Source organism: Streptomyces sedi (genome assembly GCF_006335015.1).
Classification (GTDB): domain Bacteria; phylum Actinomycetota; class Actinomycetes; order Streptomycetales; family Streptomycetaceae; genus Streptomyces; species Streptomyces sedi.
Genome location: NZ_VDGT01000003.1, coordinates 253,989 through 273,353, shown reverse-complemented (window position 1 = coordinate 273,353; position 19,365 = coordinate 253,989). Strand labels below are relative to the sequence as shown.

General features: G+C 74.9%; 12 protein-coding genes and 1 pseudogene. 9 read left to right on the top strand and 4 right to left on the bottom strand.

From position 1 onward, the window contains the following. Positions 1–34: 34 nt before the first annotated feature. Both FH715_RS05930 and FH715_RS05925 read right to left on the bottom strand, forming a co-directional pair. Positions 35–3,289 carry an ATP-dependent helicase gene (locus tag FH715_RS05930; protein WP_139641439.1) on the bottom strand — a complete coding sequence of 1,085 codons (3,255 nt, stop codon included), beginning with the start codon at positions 3,287–3,289 and terminating at the stop codon, positions 35–37. 123 nt (positions 3,290–3,412) lie between these two features. Continuing rightward, positions 3,413–3,766, bottom strand: coding sequence for an MGMT family protein (locus FH715_RS05925; RefSeq protein WP_139641437.1), 354 nt, complete (start codon positions 3,764–3,766; stop codon positions 3,413–3,415). Positions 3,767–3,888: 122 nt separating this feature from the next. Between FH715_RS05925 and FH715_RS05920 the strand changes: the two genes are divergently transcribed. Further along, positions 3,889–6,570: a lysylphosphatidylglycerol synthase transmembrane domain-containing protein gene (locus FH715_RS05920; RefSeq protein WP_139641435.1), complete on the top strand. Its 2,682-nt coding sequence runs from the start codon at positions 3,889–3,891 to the stop codon at positions 6,568–6,570. Positions 6,571–6,900: 330 nt separating this feature from the next. Here FH715_RS05920 and FH715_RS05915 read toward each other — a convergent pair whose 3' ends face one another. After that, on the bottom strand, positions 6,901–9,276 hold the full coding sequence (locus FH715_RS05915; protein ID WP_139641432.1) for an ABC transporter permease: 2,376 nt from the start codon (positions 9,274–9,276) through the stop codon (positions 6,901–6,903). Next, a complete protein-coding gene (locus FH715_RS05910; protein WP_097229792.1) occupies positions 9,273–10,034 on the bottom strand; it encodes an ABC transporter ATP-binding protein in 762 nt (253 codons plus the stop codon). The genes FH715_RS05915 and FH715_RS05910 overlap by 4 nt, the downstream gene beginning before the upstream one ends. Positions 10,035–10,144: 110 nt before the next feature. On the opposite strand from FH715_RS05910, the gene FH715_RS05905 reads away from it, so the two are divergent. From FH715_RS05905 to FH715_RS05870, 8 genes and pseudogenes are all read left to right on the top strand, one after another. Then, a complete protein-coding gene (locus tag FH715_RS05905; RefSeq protein WP_170184643.1) occupies positions 10,145–11,314 on the top strand; it encodes a histidine kinase in 1,170 nt (389 codons plus the stop codon). Continuing rightward, a complete protein-coding gene (locus FH715_RS05900) occupies positions 11,311–11,949 on the top strand; it encodes a response regulator transcription factor (protein ID WP_139641742.1) in 639 nt (212 codons plus the stop codon). The genes FH715_RS05905 and FH715_RS05900 overlap by 4 nt, the downstream gene beginning before the upstream one ends. A gap of 267 nt (positions 11,950–12,216) precedes the next feature. Continuing rightward, entirely contained in the window at positions 12,217–12,618 is a 402-nt protein-coding gene (locus FH715_RS05895) for a TOBE domain-containing protein (RefSeq protein ID WP_139641430.1), read from the top strand. A 7-nt stretch (positions 12,619–12,625) separates the two neighbouring features. Beyond that, a complete protein-coding gene (gene modA, locus FH715_RS05890) occupies positions 12,626–13,441 on the top strand; it encodes a molybdate ABC transporter substrate-binding protein (RefSeq protein ID WP_139641428.1) in 816 nt (271 codons plus the stop codon). 7 nt (positions 13,442–13,448) lie between these two features. Beyond that, positions 13,449–14,234, top strand: a pseudogene (locus tag FH715_RS05885) (ABC transporter permease); the annotation flags it as partial. Positions 14,235–14,413: 179 nt separating this feature from the next. Next, positions 14,414–16,012: an alpha/beta hydrolase gene (locus FH715_RS05880; RefSeq protein ID WP_139641424.1), complete on the top strand. Its 1,599-nt coding sequence runs from the start codon at positions 14,414–14,416 to the stop codon at positions 16,010–16,012. Between the two features lie 78 nt (positions 16,013–16,090). Beyond that, entirely contained in the window at positions 16,091–17,719 is a 1,629-nt protein-coding gene (locus tag FH715_RS05875) for an alpha/beta hydrolase (RefSeq protein WP_139641422.1), read from the top strand. Between the two features lie 44 nt (positions 17,720–17,763). Continuing rightward, positions 17,764–19,353, top strand: coding sequence for an alpha/beta hydrolase (locus FH715_RS05870; protein WP_246108583.1), 1,590 nt, complete (start codon positions 17,764–17,766; stop codon positions 19,351–19,353). Positions 19,354–19,365 lie beyond the last annotated feature (12 nt).

The following is a 19,365-nucleotide window of genomic DNA, read 5'->3' as shown; positions in this document are numbered from 1 at the left end:
CGCCGGCGCCGTGCGCGCCGGCCGCACGCGCCGGCTACTCGACGGTCTGGCGCCCCTCGGGCCGGGAGGCGCAGGAACCGCGGAACGCGCAGGAGCCGCAGTGGTTCCCGGTGCGCGGCGCGAACCGTTCGTCCAGGACCCGGCCGGCGGCCTCGGCGAGCAGGTCGCCGACCCAGTTCGTCGACGCCTCGGCCAGCGGCTCCTGGTGCTGGACGGCGGGCAGCGACTCGCCGCCGTCCTTGCGGGTGGCGCCCTGCCGCAGATGGACCAGGGCGGCGCCGGCCGCCTCGACGTCGGGTCCCGCCACCGACTCGTCGTGCCGCACTGCCAGCTGGTAAACGGCCAGTTGGGGGTGGTGGGTTACCTGTTCGGCGGTCGGCCTGCCCTTGCCCGTCTTGAAGTCGACGACGTAGGCGCGGCCGTCGGCGTCGCGTTCCACCCGGTCCAGCACGCCCCTGATCCGCACCTCGTGCGGGCCGGCGGGGAGCGTGACCTCGAAGTCGCGTTCGCTGGCCACCGGTTCGGCGCCGGTGTCGGCGCGCAGCACGTGCCAGCGGAGGAAACGTTCCAACGCGGCCCTGGCCTCGGCCTGTTCGCGCCGGGACTGCCAGGGCGCCTCGAAGGCGAGCGAGTCCCAGACCGTGTCCAGCCGCGCCATCAGCACCGACAGGTCGGCCGGGCTGGTGCCGGAGGCGACCTCGTCGGCGAGGACGTGCAGCACGTTGCCGAAGCCCTGCGCGGTGCTCGGCGGGCCGTCGGCGTGCGCCTCCCGGCCGAGAAACCACTGGAGCGAACAGGTATTGACCAGTTGGTCGAGCGCGCTGCCGGTGAGCGCCACGGGGCGCTCGGGGTCGCGCAGCGGCGCCTCGGAGCGCGTGGTCTCACGCAGCCCCCACCAGCGCTCCGGATGCGCCGCCGGCGCCAACGGGTGCCCGTCGTCGTCGGCGAGCGCGGCCAGCCGGGCGAGCCGCTCGGCGGCGGCGGCGCGCAGCGCGGGCGAGGCGTCCGGGTCGACGGTGGTGGCGCGCAGCTCCGCGATCAGCGCGGTCAACGACAGCGGGCGCGGCGGGCGGGTGCTCAACTCGACGGGCTCCACGCCCAACTCGTCGAGGAACCGGGAGGGCTGCTCCCCGTCGTCGGCGCCCCTGACCGCCGTGACCACCAGCCGGTCCCTGGCGCGGGTCGCGGCCACGTAGAACAGCCGCCGCTCCTCGGCGAGCAGCGCGGCGGGGCCGAGCGGCTCGGCGAGCCCGTCCCTGCCGATGCGGTCCGCCTCCAGCAGGGAGCCGCGGCGCCGCAGGTCGGGCCAGCCGCCCTCCTGCACCCCGGCGATCACCACCAGCGACCACTCCAGGCCCTTGGCCCGGTGCGCGGTCATCAGCCGCACCGCGTCCGGCCTGGCGGCGCGCGCCCCGAGCGTGTCGGCGAGGATGTCGTGCGCCTCCAGCTCGGCCAGGAAGTTGAGCGCCCCCCGGCCGCCGATGCGCTCCTCGGCGCGCGCCGCCGCCTCGAAGAGGGCGCAGACGGCGTCGAGGTCGCGGTCGGCGTTGCGCCCGGCCGCGCCGCCGCGCCGGGCGGCGCGCTCCAGCCGGTGCGGCCAGCCCGTGCCGTCCCACAGCAGCCACAGCGCCTCCTCAGCGGTGCCGCCGCCGGCCAGCGACTCGCGGGCCTTGCGCAGCAGTTGACCGAGGCGCTGGGCGCCGGACGCGTACGTCGGGTCGTGGGTGAGGAGCCGCTCGGGCTCGGCCAGCGCCCGCGCCAGCAGCACGTCCGAGGGCTGCGCCGGGCCGCCGACCGCCGCGCGTTCCTCCTCGCGCAGCGCCCGGCCGAGGCGGCGCAGGTCGGCGGCGTCCATCCCGCCGAGCGGCGAGGTGAGCAGCCGGGACGCGGTCTCCGGGTCGAGGACCGCGCCCTCGGCCGGCTCGGCGACCACCCGCAGCGCGGTCAGCAGCGGCGCGACCGCCGGCTCCTGGCGCAGCGGCAGGTCGTCGCCGTCGACCTCCAGCGGCACGCCGGCCGAGGTCAGGGCGCGGCGCACGGCGGGGATGGTGTGGTGGCCGGCGCGGACCAGGACGGCCATCTCGCCCCAGGGCACGCCGTCCTCCAGACGGGCGCGGCGCAGCAGGTCGGCGATGTTGGCCAGCTCGGCGCCGGGCGAGGGGCAGGTGAAGACCTCCACCCGGCCGCCCTCGCGGGCCGGCTGGGGGGCGCGGTGCTGGCGCAGCACCTCGGCCGGCAGCCGGGTCAGCGGCATCCGCGAGGCCAACGCCCGCGTCGCGGCCAGCAGCCCGGCACCCGAGCGGCGCGCCACCCGCAGCGCCAGCACGGGCGCCGGGTCGCCGGCGGCCGTGCGGAAGGTGTCGCGGAAGCCGAGGATGCCGTTGAGGTCGGCGCCGCGGAACGCGTAGATCGACTGGTCGGGGTCGCCGAAGACCACCAGGTCGCGCCCGTCGCCCGCCAGCGCGCGCAGCAGCGCGGCCTGCGCCGGGTCGGTGTCCTGGTACTCGTCGACGAAGACCGCGTCGTAGCGCGAACGGACGGCGGCCAGGTGCTCAGGCCGCTCGGCCAGCCGGACGGCGTCCCGCAGCAGCTCGGTGTAGTCCAGCACGCCCTGCGCCTGGGTGACGTCCAGGTACTCGGCGAGGAACTCGGCCGCCACCTCCCAATCCCTGCGCCCGGTGCGGCGCGCGAACTCGCCCAGCGTCTCCGGGTCGAGCCCCAGCTCCCTGCTGCGTGCCAGCACGGCGCGCAGCTCGTCGGCGAAGCCGCGGGTGGTCAGGCAGGAACGCAGTTCGGCCGGCCAGCGCGGGCCGCGCCCCGAGCGCTCCAACTCCTGGTGGCCGGCGAGCAGTTCCCGTAGATAGAGGTCCTGCTCGGGGCCGGAGAGCAGCCGCAGCGGCTCGGCGAACAGCTCCCGGTCCTGGTGGGCGCGGACCAGGGCGTAGGCGAACGAGTGGAACGTGGTCGCCTGCGGCGCGCGCCCGCCCAGCTCGGCGGTGAGCCGGTCGCGCAGCTCGACGGCGGCCTTGCGGCTGAAGGTGAGGACCAGTTGCCGTTCCGGGTCGGCCCCGGCGCGCACCCGGCGCGCGACGGATGCCACCAGGGTGGTCGTCTTGCCGGTGCCGGGACCGGCGAGCACCAGCAGCGGACCGCCGGGATGGTCAACCACGGCGCGCTGGCTCGCGTCCCCAGCGGTGTCGCGTGCGTCGAGGGCCGGGGTGCGCACCAGTCGGTACGCTCCCGGGGCGGGCGGCCGGTCAGTGGACGGGACGGAGAGGCTCACGTGCATCGCGGATTCTCGTGGAGGTTGGGGTCGACGGTACGCCAGTCGGTGGGTGGGGCGCGGGGTTTCGCCAGGGAAGCCGGCCGGGACCGCGCCCGCCCCGCGGGGAGACCCCCGTGCCGCCCCGCCTCACCCCGGCTCGGTCCAGCGGGCCCGGCGCAGGTCGACGCGGACCGTGCCGCCGTCCCAGCCGGCGCGCAGCGGCGTGGACTCCGCGCGGTAGTGCTCCAGCGCGCGCCGTTCGTGCCCGGGCGCCGGGCGCCCGTCCGCGCGCACCACGCGCCACCAGGGCACCGCACCGCCGTAACGGGCCAGCACCGTCCCCACCTGGCGCGGCCCGCCTCTGCCCACCACGCCGGCGATGTCGCCGTAGGTGAGGGCGCTGCCCTCGGGAATGCGTTCGACGATGGTGAGCACCTCGTCGGCGTAGTCGGACAGGCGGTGCGGCGGCTCGTGCTCCGCCGCCTGGGTGGCGGGCCTCATGTCGCCCATGGTGCCGTATCTCACCAAGCCCACCGCGCTGTCAGTGACTCGTGCCAGTATCGTCCCCGTACGGGGGAGAGCTGGTCGGTGGTAGTCGCTCCAGCGCGAGATCGTTTCCAGGGATGCGGCCAGTGATACGGGGCGAGGAAGAACGAGCGGAGCGGGCGGCGGAGCAGCCGGACCAGGCGCCGCCGCTTGAGGCGCTGCAACGCGCGGACCCGACCAGGAGCGACCTGGTCGAGGTCGACGAACCGATCCTCACCGCGCGCGTGCACCGGCCGGCGGATCTGCTGCGGACCCTGCTGGGGCTGCTGGCGATCGGGGCGCTGCTCGCGGTGGCGACGTTCGCCATCGGCACCACCGAGGGCATCGAGCGCGACGTGGACAAGGGCTCCCAGCAGGCGCCCTCGCTGCTGATCGACTTCGCCGGCTTCGCCTCCGCCGTCGCGGTGCTCATCGTGCCGATGGCCTTCGCCATCGAACGGCTGATCCGCAGGGACGGGTTGCGGATCGCGGACGGGGTGCTGGCGGCCGTGCTCGCGCACGGGATCTCGCTCACGTTCAGCCTCTGGGTCGCCAGGATGGCCCCGCAGTCCATGCAGGACGCGCTGATAAGGGACGCGCCGGCGGGCGGCGGGCTGACCGATCCGGTCCACGGCTATCTGGCGCCGGTCATCGCCTACGCGACCGCCGTCGGGATGACGCACCGGCCGGGCTGGCGGCTGGTCATGTGGTCGGTGGTGACGCTGGACGCGGTGGCGGTGCTGGTCGCCGGGCACACCACGCCGTTCTCCGTCGCGGTCACCGTGCTGATCGGCTGGACCGTCGCCTACGCCACGCTGTACGCCGTCGGCTCGCCCAACGTGCGGGCCACCGGGCAGCAGTTGCTCGCCGGGCTGCGCCATGTCGGCTTCCGGCCGGTCAGCGCGCTGCGCGCGGACGAGCCCCCCGAGACCCGTGAGCGGGAGCGGGACCGGGGGGCCAACGCGCCGACCCGCCGCTACCTGGTGACGCTGGAGTCCGGGCCGCCGCTGGACGTGACGGTGCGGGACCGTCAGCAGCAGGCGAGCGGCTTCTTCTACCGCGTCTGGCGCAGGCTGGCGCTGCGCGGCATCACCCAGCGGCGCAGCCTGCCCTCGCTGCGGCAGGCCCTGGAGCAGGAGGCGCTGCTGGCGTACGCGGCGATCGCCGCCGGGGCCAACGCGCCCAAGCTGATCGCCACCTCGGAGCTGGGCCCCGACGCGGTGATGCTGGTCTACGAGCACATCCCGGGCCGCGACCTGGACTCGCTGCCGGACGACGAGGTCTCCGACACGCTGATGGAGACGGCCTGGCAGCAGGTGACGGCGCTCCAGTCGCGCCGGATCGCGCACCGCAGGCTGGACGGCAGGTCGCTGCTGGTCGACCGCGACGGCACGGTCTTCCTGACCAGCCTGCGCGGCGGGGAGATCGCCGCGGGCGACCTGCTGCTGCGGATGGACGTCGCGCAGCTGCTGACCACGTTCGGGCTGCGGGTCGGCGCCGAGCGCGCGGTGGCGGCGGCGGTGACGGTCCTCGGGCCGGACGCGGTCGCGGACAGCCTGCCGCTGCTCCAGCCGATCGCGCTCAGCCGCGCCACCCGGTCGACGCTGCGGCAGCTGGCCAGGGAACGCTCCCAGCGCGAGCGGCAGGCCGTGCTGGACGCCACCCGCGCCTACCGCGAGGCGCGCGGCAGCCTCCCGGAGAACGCGGACCGCAAGACGGTCAAGGCGGCCAAGCAGGCCGAGAAGCAGGTGATGGACGAGGCCCTGGAGAACGCCAGGGAGGCCGACCTGCTGTCCCTGATCCGTCAGCAGGTCCTGCTCATCAGGCCGCAGGCGCCGATAGAGCCCGCCCGGATCGAGCGCATCAGACCCCGGACGCTGGTCAGCCTGATCGCCGCCGTCTTCGCCGGGTACTTCCTGACCAGCCAGTTGATCAACCCGGAGTTCCAACGGGTCTGGGACGACGCCAACTGGGGCTGGGTCATCGTCGCCGCCGGCTTCTCGGCGCTGACCTACTTCGCGGCGGCGATCAGCCTGCTGGGCTTCGTCCCCGAGAAGGTCAACTACCCGCGCACGGTGCTGGCGCAGGTCGCCGGCTCCTTCGTGAAGCTGGTCGCGCCGGCAGCGATCGGCGGCGCGGCCCTCAACGCCCGCTTCCTGCAGCGACAGGGGCTGCGCCCCGGCCACGCGGTGGCCAGCGTCGGGGCCTCGCAGCTGTTCGGGCTCTCCAGCCATGTGCTGCTGCTGCTGACGTTCGGCTACCTGACCGGCACCGAGCACACGCCCAACCTCCCACAGGACCGCACGGTGATCGCCGGCCTGCTGACGGTGGCGGTCGCGGCGCTGATCATCACGGCCGTGCCGACGCTGCGCAAGGCGATACTGGAACGGGTGCGCACCCTCTTCGCCGGGGTCGTACCCCGGATGCTGGACGTGGTGCAGCGGCCGAAGAAGCTGCTCGCCGGCATCGGCGGGATGCTGCTGATGACGCTGGCGTTCGTGATGTGTCTGGACGCGTCGCTGCGGGCCTTCGGCTGGGAGTTGAGCTACCCGACGATCGCGGTGGTCTTCCTCGCGGGGAACGCGCTGGGTTCGGCGGCGCCGACGCCCGGGGGCATCGGCGCGATCGAGCTGACGCTGAGCGCCGGGTTGACCGCGTTCGGTGTGCCGCCGCAGGTGGCGTTGGGCGCGGTGCTGCTGTTCCGGCTGATGACCTTCTGGCTGCCGGTGCTGCCGGGGTGGCTGGCGTTCACGCAGTTGACGCGGAAGGAAGCGATTTAGCCTCCGGCGGGGTGGGGTGCGACCACCCGCCTTGCCGGTACGGCACGGTGTGTCGTCCTCGCCCCGGCACGGATGCACCGCGCAGTTCCCCGCGCCCCCAAGCCCGCCACCGGCGTGACAGGGGCGCGGGGAACGGCGCGAGCAACCCAGCACCGAGCCGCAGACGACCACCCACTCAAGCCACGCACGTGAATAGTCGACCACCCCCCTCCCCGCGCGCCCACCGCCGGTGCAGGGGCGCGGGGAACGGCGCGAGCAACCACACAGCGAGCCGCAGACGACCACCCACCCAGACCGGCAAGGTCGGTGGTCTGCGGCCCGCCGCAGGCGTCAGGCGGGGCGGCGCAGGGTCGTGCGGGCCGGGAGGAGGCTCGCGGCGAGCCCCGCGAGGAGGCAGGCCCCCACCGCGCCCAGCGCCCAGGGCCACTCGACCGCCAGTCGCACCGGGAGGCCGAGGGTCGCACTCAGCCCGTGCACCATCCCGAGCAGGGCGGGCGCGACCGCAGCCAGGGCCAGGACCGTCCCGAAGGCGACAACGCAGGCCGTCTCGCCGGCGACGGCCGTCAGGATCTGGCGGGTCGTCGCGCCGGCCAGGCGCAGGGCGCGGAAGTCGCGGGACCGGTCGTGGGTGGCCACCAGCAGGGTGGAGGCGACGGCGATCGCGGTGTAGCCGGCGGTCATGGCGACGAGGATCAGCGTGAAGACACGGATGAGCCGGTCCTCCTCGGCGTCGGCCGAGCCGGCGTGCTCCGCCACCGTGACCTCCCGCGCGCCGAGCGCGGCGGCGGGGCTCAGCGGGGGGCCGTCGGTGCGGTAGGCGACGTCGGCCAGCGCGGAGGGGTCGTGGGCGCGCACCAGTTCGCGGGGGAGAAAGAGCTGGTAGGGCAGCGAGTCGTCCACCACGGCGGCCACCCGCGCCCGGGCCGTGCGGCCGTCCTCAAGGGTCAACGTGGCGGTGTGCCCCTCCGACCAGCCGTGGGCGGCGGCGACGGCCGCCGTGACGAGCACCGTGCCGGCACCGGGCGCCGGCTGACCGTAGATCCGTTCGAAACCGGCGGAGACCCCGGCCGCCGACAGCGCGGCGCGGCCCTCGCCGCCGTAGACGGTCGTCGACAGCAGCGCTGTTCCGGTCGCGTCGCCGACCGCCGCGTCCGAGAGGCCGGGTGTGCCGTCGGGCACGAGCGCCGCTTCGGCGTTCACGCTCGCGGTCCGTTCCGCGGTGTCGGCGTTGGCGGTCGTCTGGACGGCGCTGGTGATCAGCACGGTGAAGGCGACGGTGACGAGCACCGGCGCGACGGTCGCCGCGGTGCGGCGGACGGCGGTGCGCGTGTTCTCGCGAACGAGTAGGCCCGTCGCTCCCGCACGCCGTGCCAGGGGCCGGGTCAGCGCACCGATCGCCGGCCCGGTCAGGGCCGGGAGAAGGAGGGTCAGTCCGACGGTCATGCCCATGGCGGTGCCCAGGCCGAGAAGCACCATGCCGTCGGGGCCCGCGAACGCCGTGCCCACGGCGCACGCCAGGCCCGTGGTGGTCGCGGCCAGCCCGACGAGCCACCGGCCACGTGTCATCGCGCGCTCCTCGACGACCGCCTCGCGCATCGCCTCCAGCGGGGCGACCCGGGAGGCGCGCCGGGACGCCGCTCGCACCCCGGCGAGCGCGATCAACGGGCCCAGCGCGCAGGCCGCGAGCGGCACCCACGGCTGGATGCGGAGCGCGAAGCCCGCCGGCTGGAAGCCCGCCTCGACCATCAGGTCGGCCAGCGCCGGCGCCAGCAGGGTGCCACCCAGCGCACCCGTGGCCGCGCCGACCAGGCCGAGGGCCAGCGCCTCCCCGTACAGCATCCGTCGCAGCTGCCGGGGCGTGGCGCCGATGGTGCGCAGCAACGCCATCTCCCGGCGCCGCTGGGCGACGGTGAAGGCGAACGTCGACGCCACGACGAAGACGGTGACGAAGACGGAGAGGACGGCCATGGCGGTGAGCACCTGGCTGCCGATCCATCGGGTCATCTCGTCCCGCTCCGGCACGAGGACGTCGCGGGCGTCACCGACGAGGACCCGCCCGTCGCCGCCCACGACCCGCTCCGCCTCCGCCGCGATCCGCGCCGTGTCGGTGCCCGGCTCCGGGAGCAGGCCGATGACCCGGACGCCGCCGGCGAGTCCGGCGGCCCGCGCGTCGGAGACGTAGTAGCCGGGGCCGTCCAACGTGCCGGAGACCGTGAACGGTTCGGCCCCGAGGGCGGTCAGGAGGGTGACCCGGTCGCCCGGCGCGAGGCCGAGCGCCCGGTCGACGACGACGGAGTCGTCGCCGGTGGGCGGCGTGCCGGCGGTCAGGTCGTAGGAGGCGAGCGCCGCGCTCGACCAGCCGTGTCCCTGGCGTTCGCCCGCGCTCTGCTCGGACCCCTCGGCCTGCGCGTAGAACGAGCGGTCCGCCACCGCGTTCTCGACGCCGGGGATCGCCGCGAGTTCCCCGCGCAGCCGCTCCGCCTCCTCCGGGTGCCACGGGGGCTTCTGGGCGGCCTGCCCCGCGACCTGCTCGCCGGTCGGGCTCCGCACGAGGATCGGCGCCCCGGCCAGCCGTTCGGGGACCCCGGTGCCGCCGGAGAGCAGGATCAGCGCGCTGAACGTCACCACGGTCACGCCGAGCGCCACGGCGGTGAAGGCCCCCAGGAAGGAGACCCAGCGCCTGCGCAGTGTCGCCACGCTGATCACGCCCCCACCTCCAGCGCGGCCATGCGTGCCGCGATCGTCTCCGGGCCGCGGGCGCCGGGCAGTTCCTCGGCGACCCGCCCGTCCGCGAGCAGGACCACCCGGTCCGCGCGGGCTGCGGCGGCCGGGTCGTGGGTGACCATCACGACGGTCTGCCCGCGCCGGTCCGCGAGTTCCCGCAGCAGCCGCAGGACCGTCCGGGAGGCGCGGATGTCCAGCGCGCCGGTCGGCTCGTCCGCGAAGAGGACGGCGGGCCGGGCGATCATCGCGCGGGCGATGGCGACCCGCTGCTGCTGCCCGCCGGACAGCTCGCTCGGCCGGTGGCCCGCGCGGTCAGCGAGCCCCACCTCGGCCAGCGCCGCCGCCACCTCGCCGGCCGCCGGGCGGCGCCGGGCGAGCCGCAGGGGCAGCTCGACGTTCTGCGCGGCGGTCAACGCCGGCACGAGGTTGAACGACTGGAAGACGAAGCCGACGCGCTCACGGCGCAACAGGGTCAGCGCGTGCTCGTCGAGCCCGCCGAGTTCCGTGTCGCCGATCAGCACCTCTCCGCTCGTCGGGCGGTCGATGCCCGCCGCGCAGTGCAGCAGCGTCGACTTGCCGGAGCCCGAGGGGCCCATGACGGCGGTCACCGTTCCCGCCTCGAAGCGCAGGGACACCCGGTCCACGGCCGTGACGGGCTCGCCGCCGGTCAGGTGGCGCCTCGTCACCGCCCGAAGCTCGGCGGCCACTCCCGTCGTGCGGGGACTGTCTGTGGAGATCATGGGAACCAGACAACGGCAGCGCGCCGTTCGGCACACTGGCGCCAGTGCGAGAACGCGTACTCCACCTGGCACTACTGCGGCCCGCGCCCGCGCGCCCTACGGTCGTCGGTGTGGAACCCCGTACCGTCCTGGAGGCCCTCGCCCGGAACCCGCTGGGCTACCTCCGCTCCGCCTGGCCGTGGCGCGCGGCGCTCTACCTGCTGTCCGGCTGCCTGTGCACGGTCGCCGTCGGCCTCGGTGCCGCCGGGCTTGTCCTGACCGCGCCCGGCGGCGTGGCCGGGGCGTGCTGCGCGCTGCTTCTCGTGACGGGAGCCGTCGGAGTCTCCGGCGTGTTCGAACGCCGCCGTCTGGTCCTCGTCGACCGGGACCGGCACGGGGTCCCGCGCCGCCGACGGGCCATCGGCTACGGAGCCGTCTCCGTCCTGGCCGTCGGCTGGGTGGACCTGGGCGTTCTGCTGCTCGCCCTCGGCATCCCCTGCGGACTGCTGCTGAGCCCGCTGCAACCGACCGCGGCCACCTGGCAGAGCGTCACCGGCCCGATCGCCGGCGTCCTGCTTCTGCCGGTCGTCGCGTACCCCGTCGGCGCCTGGGCGGGTGCCCGTGGCACCGTCGCCCGGGAGGTCCTGGACCCCGGGGACCGCAGGCTGCGGGAGGTCACCCGCTCGCGGGCCCGGCTGGTCGACGCCTTCGACGCCGAACGGCGCCGCATCGAACGCGACCTCCACGACGGCGCCCAGCAGCGCCTCGTCGCCCTGCACATGAGGCTCGGGCTGGCCGGCCTGGACCTGCCGCCGGGGAGCACGGCGGCGAAGGACGTCCGCGAGGCGCACACCCTCGCCGGTGAGGCGCTGGCCGAGCTGCGGGAGTTCCTCCGCGGCGTGCACCCGCAGATCCTCACGGAACGGGGGCTGCCCGCGGCGTTGCGGGATGTCGCGGGGCGTTGCGCCGTTCCGGCCGACCTCGACCTGGGGGTGCCGGGGCGGTTGCCGACGAGGGTCGAGGAGACGGCCTACTTCGTGGCGACCGAGGCACTCACCAACGTCGCCAGACACAGCGGTGCCGGCCGCTGCCGGGTCACCGCCCGCCTGCACGACGAGGTGCTGCGTCTGGAGATCGAGGACGACGGCGCGGGCGGCGCCGACCCGGCCCGTGGCACCGGCCTCACCGGCCTCGCCGACCGGATCGCGGCGGCCGACGGCAGAATGTTCCTGTCCAGCCCACCCGGCGGACCCACCCTCCTGAGAGCCGACATACCGTGCAGCAGCCCGCCCGCATCGTGATCGCCGAGGACGCCGTGCTTCTGCGCGAGGGCCTCGTCCATCTTCTGGAGCGCCTCGGCCACCGGGTCCTCGCCGCCGTCGGCGACGGCCCGTCGCTTCTGGCCGCCGCCCGGGAGCACCGGCCGGACCTGGTCGTCGCCGACGTCCGCATGCCTCCCGGGCACACGGACGAGGGGCTGCGCGCGGCGCGACGGCTCCGGGCCGAACAGCCCGGGCTCGCCGTCCTGTTGCTCAGCCAGTACGTCGAGCAGACCTTCGCGGACGAACTCCTCGGGGAACGGCACGACGGCGCGGGCACCGGCTACCTCCTCAAGGAACGCGTGGGCAACGTCGAGGAGTTCACGGACGCCGTCGCCCGGGTCGCGGCCGGCGCCACGGTCGTCGACCCCGAAGTGGTGCGGCAGCTCCTGGCCCGCCGCCGCGACCCGCTGGCACGCCTCACCCCCCGCGAGCGCGAGGTCCTCGCGTTCATGGCGGAGGGCCGCTCCAACGCCGCCATCGCCCGTCGGCTGTTCGTCACGGAGGCCGCGGTCGCCAAGCACATCGCGAGCATCCTGCTGAAGCTCGACCTGCCCCCGGCGGCCCCGGACGACCACCGGCGGGTGCTGGCGGTACTCACTTATCTGCGCGCGTGACCCCCGCCGGGGCGGGCTCACGCCGACAACCCACCTTGCCGGTGCAGCACCGTAGTCGACTGCGGCCCGCCACACAGCATTCGCGCCGCCCACCGCCGGTGAAGGGGCGCGGGGAACTGCGCGAGCAACCCAACGCCGGGCCGCAGACGACAACCCACCCAGACCGGCAAGGTCAGTAGTCGCCCCCGACCCGCCACACAGCAACCGCGACCCCATCCCGCAAGAAAACCTTGTGGATGCGACCCAAACCCCCGTACCGTCCAGCACATGCGGTTCTACGGCATGGGGCAGGCAGCGCGGCTGCTCGGCGTGAGCGCGGACACCGTGCGGCGGTGGGCCGACGGCGAGCGGCTGCCGACGCGGCGGGACGAGGCCGGCAAGCGGCAGGTGGCCGGGGAGGATCTCGCCGCGTTCGCCGTGGCGTGGGGCGCCGAGGGCGCGCCCGGCGGTGACCTGGGCGAGCCACGCACCAGCGCCCGCAACGCCTTTCCCGGGATCATCACCAAGGTCACCCTTGGCGACGTCGCCGCCCAGGTGGAGATCCAGGCCGGGCCGCACCGGCTGGTGTCGCTGGTGACCCGCGAGGCCGTCGAGGAGCTGGGCCTGGCGGTCGGCGAGGAGGCCGTCGCGCGGGTCAAGGCCACCAGCGTTCATGTCGACCGGAGGTGAGCCCCCGATGCCCCGCACCCGAACCCCCGTGCCCACTCACACCCCTACGCGCCGCGCGCGCCTTCTGCCCGCGCTGCTTGTGCCGGCCGCGCTGGTCCTGGCCGGTTGCGGCGCGGACGACGGGGCGTCGGGGAGCGACGGCGGGGGCGGCGGCTCCGAGGTGACGTTGACCGTGCTGGCCGCGGCCTCGCTGACCGATGTCTTCGAGGAGGCGGGCGCCGCCTACGAGGAGGAACGCCCGGGCACCACGGTGCGGTTCTCGTTCGCCGGCTCGCAGGAGCTGGTGGCCCAGCTGAACGGGGGCGCGCCGGCCGACGTGCTGGTGACGGCCGACACCGACACCATGGCGTCCGCCGCCGAGCTGACCGGCGAGCCCGAGACGATCGCCCGCAACGAGCTGACCATCGTCACCCCGCCGGACAACCCGGCGGGTGTCGAGGAGTTGGCCGACCTCGGAGAACCGGGGCTGCGGCTGGTGCTGGCCGCGCCCGAGGTGCCGGCGGGCCGCTACGGCCAGGAGGTCCTCCGGGAGCGGGGCGTCGAGGCCGAGCCGGTCTCGCTGGAGAGCAGCGTGCGCGCGGTGCTCGGCAAGGTGCGGCTGGGCGAGGCCGACGCCGGCCTGGTCTACGCCACGGACGCCGCCGTCGCCGGCGACGACGTGCGCACGGTGCCGATCCCGGAGGAGTGGAACGTGCTCGCCGCGTACCCGGCCGCCGCGCTGAACGAGGCCGAACACCCGGACGAGGCGGCCGACTTCGTCAGCTGGCTCAACGGGGAGACCGCCAGGGGCCTGCTCGCCGACGCCGGCTTCCTCGCCCCGTGAGCGGCGCGTGAGCCCCGGCGCGCGCCGCCGGCGCCCGCCCCTGGCGCTGGCGCTGCCCGCGCTGCTCGCGGTCGCCTTTCTCGCCGTTCCGCTGCTCGGGGTGCTGGTCGACGCGCCCTGGGGCGACCTCGGCGCGCGGCTGACGGAGCCGGCGGTCACCGAGGCGCTGCGGCTGTCGCTGCTGGTCTCGGGCTGGGCGCTGCTGCTCTCGCTGCTGCTCGGGGTGCCGCTGGCCTGGCTGCTGGCCAGGACCGACTTCCCCGGCCGGACGCTGGTGCGCTGCCTGGTGATCCTGCCGATGGTGCTGCCGCCGACCGTGGCGGGTGTGGCGCTCGCGCAGGGATTCGGCCGGCGGGGGCTGCTGGGCGAGCAGCTCGAACGGTTCGGCTGGACGCTGTCGTTCAGCACCGCGGGTGCCGTGGTGGCGGCGACGTTTGTCGCGATGCCGTTCCTGGTGATCAGCCTGGAGGGCGCGCTCGGCGGGATCGAGCCGCACTTCGAGGAGGCGGCGGCCACCATGGGAGCCGGCCCGCTGCGCACCCTGTGGCTGGTGACGCTGCCGATGCTGCGCCCGGCGCTGGCCGCGGGCGCGGCGCTGTGCTGGGCGCGGGCGCTGGGCGAGTTCGGGGCGACGATCACGTTCGCCGGCAATCTGCCGGGCACCACGCAGACCCTGCCGCTGAAGGTCTATCTGCTGCTCCAGGACGATCCGGCGGGCGCGACCGCCGTGTCGCTGCTGCTGCTGGTGGTGGCGGCCGGGGTGCTGATCACGCTGCGCGGCCGGTGGGTCGGGGTGCTCCAGCCGGGCCGTTGACGGGCGACATTCAGACGAGGCGCGGGCGGCGCGCGGGCGGGACGCGCCGGTGTCGGAGGCGGCGCCGCTCCTCACCCGGTTGACCCGCGCCGGGTCGCGGCGCTGGCGCGGCGGTGTCGACCATGGAGCGGTCGGAGCCGACCGTTGGGAGCCGTCTGATGCACCGAGCCCGCCTGCTCGTCCCCGCGCTGCTGACCACGGGCGCCCTGGTGGGCGGCTGCGCCGGCGCCAGCGCCGACGCCGAACGTCCCGCATCCGCCGTCGAGGGCGCCCGGGACACCGACGACCTGCCGAAGTCGTTCACCGAGCAACGGCTGGAGTGGAGCCCCTGCCCGCCGCCCGACAGCTCGCAGGGCGACGACACGGCGACGACCGCCCCGCTGCCCGACGGCGGCGAGTGGGAGTGCGCCACGTTGACCGCGCCGCTGGACTACACCGACCCCGAGGGCGACACCATCGACCTGGCGATGGTCAGGGCGCGGAGCGAGGCCGAGGGCGACGACCGGATCGGCTCGCTCCTCTTCAACTTCGGCGGCCCCGGCGGCTCGGGCGTGGTGACGCTGCCCGCCTTCGGCGAGGACTACGACGAGCTGCGTCGCTCCTTCGACCTGGTGAGCTTCGACCCGCGCGGCGTCGGCGACAGCGAGGGCGTGCGCTGTCTCGACGACGCCGAGCTGGACGAGTACTTCGCCTCCGACCTGTTCCCGGAGACCCGCGAGCAGGAACGTGCCTACACCGGCCGGCTGCGGCAGTTCACCGAGGGCTGCGAGGAGCGCTCGGGCGATCTGCTGCCGCACCTGACGACCACCGCGACGGCCCGCGACCTGGACCTGATGCGGCGGGTGCTCGGCGACGACAAGCTGCACTACTTCGGCATCTCCTACGGGACCGAGCTGGGCGGCGTCTACGCGCACCTCTTCCCGCGCCGCGTCGGCCGCGCCGTCTTCGACGCCGTGGTCGACCCCTCCGGCACCTCGGAGGAGGGCGCGAAGGGGCAGGCCGAGGGGTTCCAGCGCGCCCTGGAGAACTATCTGGACCACTGCGTCGACCAGGACGACTGCCCCCTCGGCGGCGACCGGGACGAGGCGGAGGAACGGCTGTCGGCGCTGCTGGAGCGGCTGCGCGAGCAGCCGTTGCCGACCCAGGACCCCGACGACCGTCGGCTGACCGAGGCGTTGGCGTACGGCGGCATCGCCCAGTCCCTGTACTCGGAGGACTTCTGGCCCTATCTCACCCAGGGTCTCGCCGACGCGACCGACGAGGAGGACCCTGACGGCTCGGTGCTGCTGGCGCTCGGCGACGCGATGAACGGCCGCAACCCGGACGGCACCTACACCACCCTCCAGTCCTCCCTCACGGCGATCAACTGCGCCGACTCCGACCGGCGTTACGACGAGAAGGACGTGCGCGACGTGCTGGGCGAGTTCGAGGACACCTCGGCGATCTTCGGCCCGCCGATGGCGTGGTCGCTGCTGACCTGCACCGACTGGCCGGTGGACGGCGCCGCCGCGCATCCGGACGTGTCGGCGGAAGGCTCCGAGCCGATCCTGCTGATCGGCACCACGGGCGACCCGGCGACCCCCTACGAGGGCACCTCCCGGATGGCCGACGCGCTCGGCGGGGACGTGGCGGTCGAGCTGACCTACGAGGGCGAGGGGCACGGCGCGTACAACAGCGGCAACTCCTGTGTCAGGGACGCCACCCACGCCTATCTGGTGGACGGTGAGATTCCCGACGACGGCACCACCTGCGACTGAGCGGGGCCCGCGCAGCGGGTAGCCTCCGTTGAGGGGGCCGGCGCCACGCGGCCCGTCGAGATCGCGAGGGGGCCGCGCATGGGTCGGGGTGGCAGTCGGGGAGGCACGCGGGGCGGCATACGCGCCGTCGTTCCGCTGGCGCTGGTCGGGGTGCTGCTCGCCGGTTGCTCCGGCTCCTCCTCCGGACCGGCCGAGCCGGAGGACCCCGGCGGCCGGAACACCCCGTCGGACACCGGCACCGACCCGGCCGACGTCGAACTCCCGCCGCTGCCCGAGCGGTTCACCGAGCAGCGCCCGGAGTGGGAGAGCTGCCCCGCGCCGTCCCCGCTCCAGGGCGCGGGCGGACCGCCGGGCGAGCCGTGGCGGTGCGCCACGTTGACCGTTCCGTTGGACTACGCCCAACCGGACGGCGACACCATCGAGTTGGCGATGATCCGGGCCGAGGCCCAGGACCGTGAGGACCGGATCGGCTCGCTGGTCTTCAACTTCGGCGGCCCCGGCGGCTCAGGCGTCGCCAGCCTGCCGCGCTCCGGCGACCGTTACGAGGCGCTGGCGGAACGCTACGACCTGGTCAGCTTCGACCCGCGCGGCGTCGGCGAGTCCGCGGGCGTGGTCTGCCGCGACGACGAGGCGATCGACGCCGCCGCCCAGGACACCCTCGGCCCGCCGCGCACCCCGGAGGAGGAACGCGCGTTCCTCACCGCCAACCGCGAGTACGCCATCGACTGCACCGAGCGGAACGGCGACGTGCTGGCGCAGGTCGGCACGGTCAACGCGGCCCGCGACCTGGACCTGATGCGGCGGGTGCTCGGCGACGACAAGCTGCACTACTTCGGCGTCTCCTACGGCACCAAGCTGGGCGCCGTCCACGCCCATCTCTTCCCCGACCGCGTCGGCCGCACCGTGCTGGACGCCGTGGTCGACCCGACCAGGGACCAGGTGGAACGGCTGCTGTTGCAGACCGAGGGGTTCCAACTCGCCCTGGACAACTACCTCCAGGAGTGCGGCCGTTCCCCCGACTGCCCCGTCGGCGGGCCCGGCGAGGAGGGCCACACGGCGCTGACCGACCTCTTCGAGGCGCTGCGCGAGGACCCGCTGCCCACCGGCTCCGGCCGGCTGCTGACCCACGACCTCGCCGTCACCGGCGTGTTGGCCAGCCTCTACTCCCGCGGCTCCTGGGACTTCCTCGGCGAGGCCGTCCGCGAGGCGCGCGAGGACGGCAGGGGCGAGCTGCTGCTGCGCGCCGCCGAGCAGTACAACGGGCGTGACGCGGAGGGCCGTTACCGCAATCTGGGCTCCGCCAACACGGCCGTGAACTGCGCCGACTTCGCCTCCCGCCCCACGTTGGAGACGGTGCGTGAGCAGCGCGACGCGTTCGTCGAGGCCTCCCCCGTGTTCGGCGAGCACCTGGTGTGGGGGCTGCTCTCCTGCGCCAACTGGCCGGTCAACGGGGAACGCGACCAGCCCCGGGTCGCCGCCGACGGCGCCGCGCCCATCCTGCTGCTGGCCACCACCGGCGACCCGGCGACGCCCCGGGTCGGCGCAGAGCGGATGCGCGAGGAACTGGGCCCGGGCGTCGGGGTGCTGCTGACCTACGAGGGCGAGGGGCACGGCGCGTTCAACAGCGGCGACCCCTGCGTCAGGGACGCCGTGCTCTCCCAACTCCTGGACGGCGATCCGCCGGGCGACGGTACCGTGTGCTCCTGATGAGACCTATGCCGACGCACAGGCGGACACACATATCCCGGGCGGTGACCGCGGCGACCCTGCTCGCGCTCACCGCCGCCTGCACCTCGGGCTCCTCGGACCGCCCCGAGGAACGCGCGCCTGAGTCCGGCGGCGCGCCCTACGAGGGGCTGCCGGACGAGCTGGGCCGCCAGAGCCTCGACTGGACGAGCTGCCCCGCGGCCTCGCCCAGCCAGGACCCGATGGCCACCGCGCCCCCCGACGAGCTGGCCGAGGGCGCGGGGTGGGAGTGCGCGGACCTGGAGGTCCCGCTGGACTACGGGCAGCCCGAGGGGGACACCATCGAGTTGGCGCTGATCAGGGCGCGGGCCGGGGACGGAGCGGAGCGGATCGGCTCCCTGGTCTTCAACTTCGGCGGCCCCGGCGGCTCGGGTGTCGCGACCCTGCCGGCCGCCGGCGAGAGCTTCGACTCCCTGCGCGAGGGCGGCTACGACCTGGTCAGCTTCGACCCGCGCGGGGTCGGCGAGAGCGAGGGCATCGTCTGCCTGAGCGACGCCGAACGGGACGCGGCGGTCCAGGAGTTGGGCTCGCTGCCCGAAACCGACGAGGAGCGGGAGATCGCCGAGCGGCAGGAGCGCGAGTTCATCGCCGCCTGCGAGGAGAACTCGGGCCACATGCTGCGCCATGTCTCCACCGCCAACGCCGCCCGCGACCTCGACCTGATGCGCCATGTGCTCGGCGACGACGCGCTGTACTACTTCGGCGTCTCCTACGGCACCCAGCTGGGCGCCACCTACGCCAACCTCTTCCCCGACAAGGTCGGCCGCACCGTCCTGGACGCGGTCGTCGACCCGGACGACGACCCGGTCCACCAGGGTCTGCTGAACGCGATGGGCTTCCAGCGCGCCCTCGACCACTATCTGGAAGACTGCGTCCAGCAGTCGGACTGCCCGGCCGGCGAGAACCCGGCCGACGGCAACCTCTGGATCAGCGACCTCCTCACCGACCTGGAGGACGCCCCGCTCCCCACCACGGACGCCTCGGGCCGCGACCTGACGGTCACCCTCGCGTTCGCGGGCATCATCTCCACCCTCTACTCCGAGGACTCCTGGGAGTACCTGACCCTGGCCCTGGAAGAGGTGCGCGACCAGAGCACCGGCGACCTGCTGCTGCTCCTCAGCGACCTCTACAACGAACGCAACCCGGCCACCGGCGAGTACTCCACCCAGGAGCCCGCGTTCACCGCCATCCGCTGCGCCGACCAGCCCGGCGGGTTGAGCGAGGAGGAGGCCCTGTCCCACCAGGACGAGTTCGTCGAGGCGTCCCAGGTCTTCGGCCCCTACATGGTCTGGTCGCTCGGCGGCTGCGGCGACCACTGGCCGGTGACCGAGGCGGCCGACCCGCCGAACTACGACGCCACCGACTCCGCCGAGCCCCTGCTCCTCCTCGGCACCGCCGGCGACCCGGCCACCCCCATCGAGGGCGCCGAACGGATGCGCGAGGCCATGGGCGGCCCCGAGACCGCCCCCCTCCTCCGCTGGGAAGGCGAGGGCCACGGCGCCTACCTCAGCGAGTCCCCCTGCGTCGTCGAAGCCGTCGACGCCTGGCTCTTGAACGGCGAGATCCCACCCGACGACACCACCTGCCCGGCCTGACCGTCCGGCGGA

What these genes read in the sequence shown, in the direction of transcription:
- FH715_RS05880 (WP_139641424.1), top strand. Translation starts at nt 14,414, where the DNA reads ATGCACCGAGCCCGCCTGCTCGTCCCCGCGCTGCTGACCACGGGCGCC.
- FH715_RS05895 (WP_139641430.1), top strand. Translation starts at nt 12,217, where the DNA reads ATGCGGTTCTACGGCATGGGGCAGGCAGCGCGGCTGCTCGGCGTGAGC.
- FH715_RS05910 (WP_097229792.1), bottom strand. Translation starts at nt 10,034, where the DNA reads ATGATCTCCACAGACAGTCCCCGCACGACGGGAGTGGCCGCCGAGCTT.
- FH715_RS05930 (WP_139641439.1), bottom strand. Translation starts at nt 3,289, where the DNA reads ATGCACGTGAGCCTCTCCGTCCCGTCCACTGACCGGCCGCCCGCCCCG.
- modA (WP_139641428.1), top strand. Translation starts at nt 12,626, where the DNA reads ATGCCCCGCACCCGAACCCCCGTGCCCACTCACACCCCTACGCGCCGC.
- FH715_RS05920 (WP_139641435.1), top strand. Translation starts at nt 3,889, where the DNA reads ATGCGGCCAGTGATACGGGGCGAGGAAGAACGAGCGGAGCGGGCGGCG.
- FH715_RS05925 (WP_139641437.1), bottom strand. Translation starts at nt 3,766, where the DNA reads ATGAGGCCCGCCACCCAGGCGGCGGAGCACGAGCCGCCGCACCGCCTG.
- FH715_RS05875 (WP_139641422.1), top strand. Translation starts at nt 16,091, where the DNA reads ATGGGTCGGGGTGGCAGTCGGGGAGGCACGCGGGGCGGCATACGCGCC.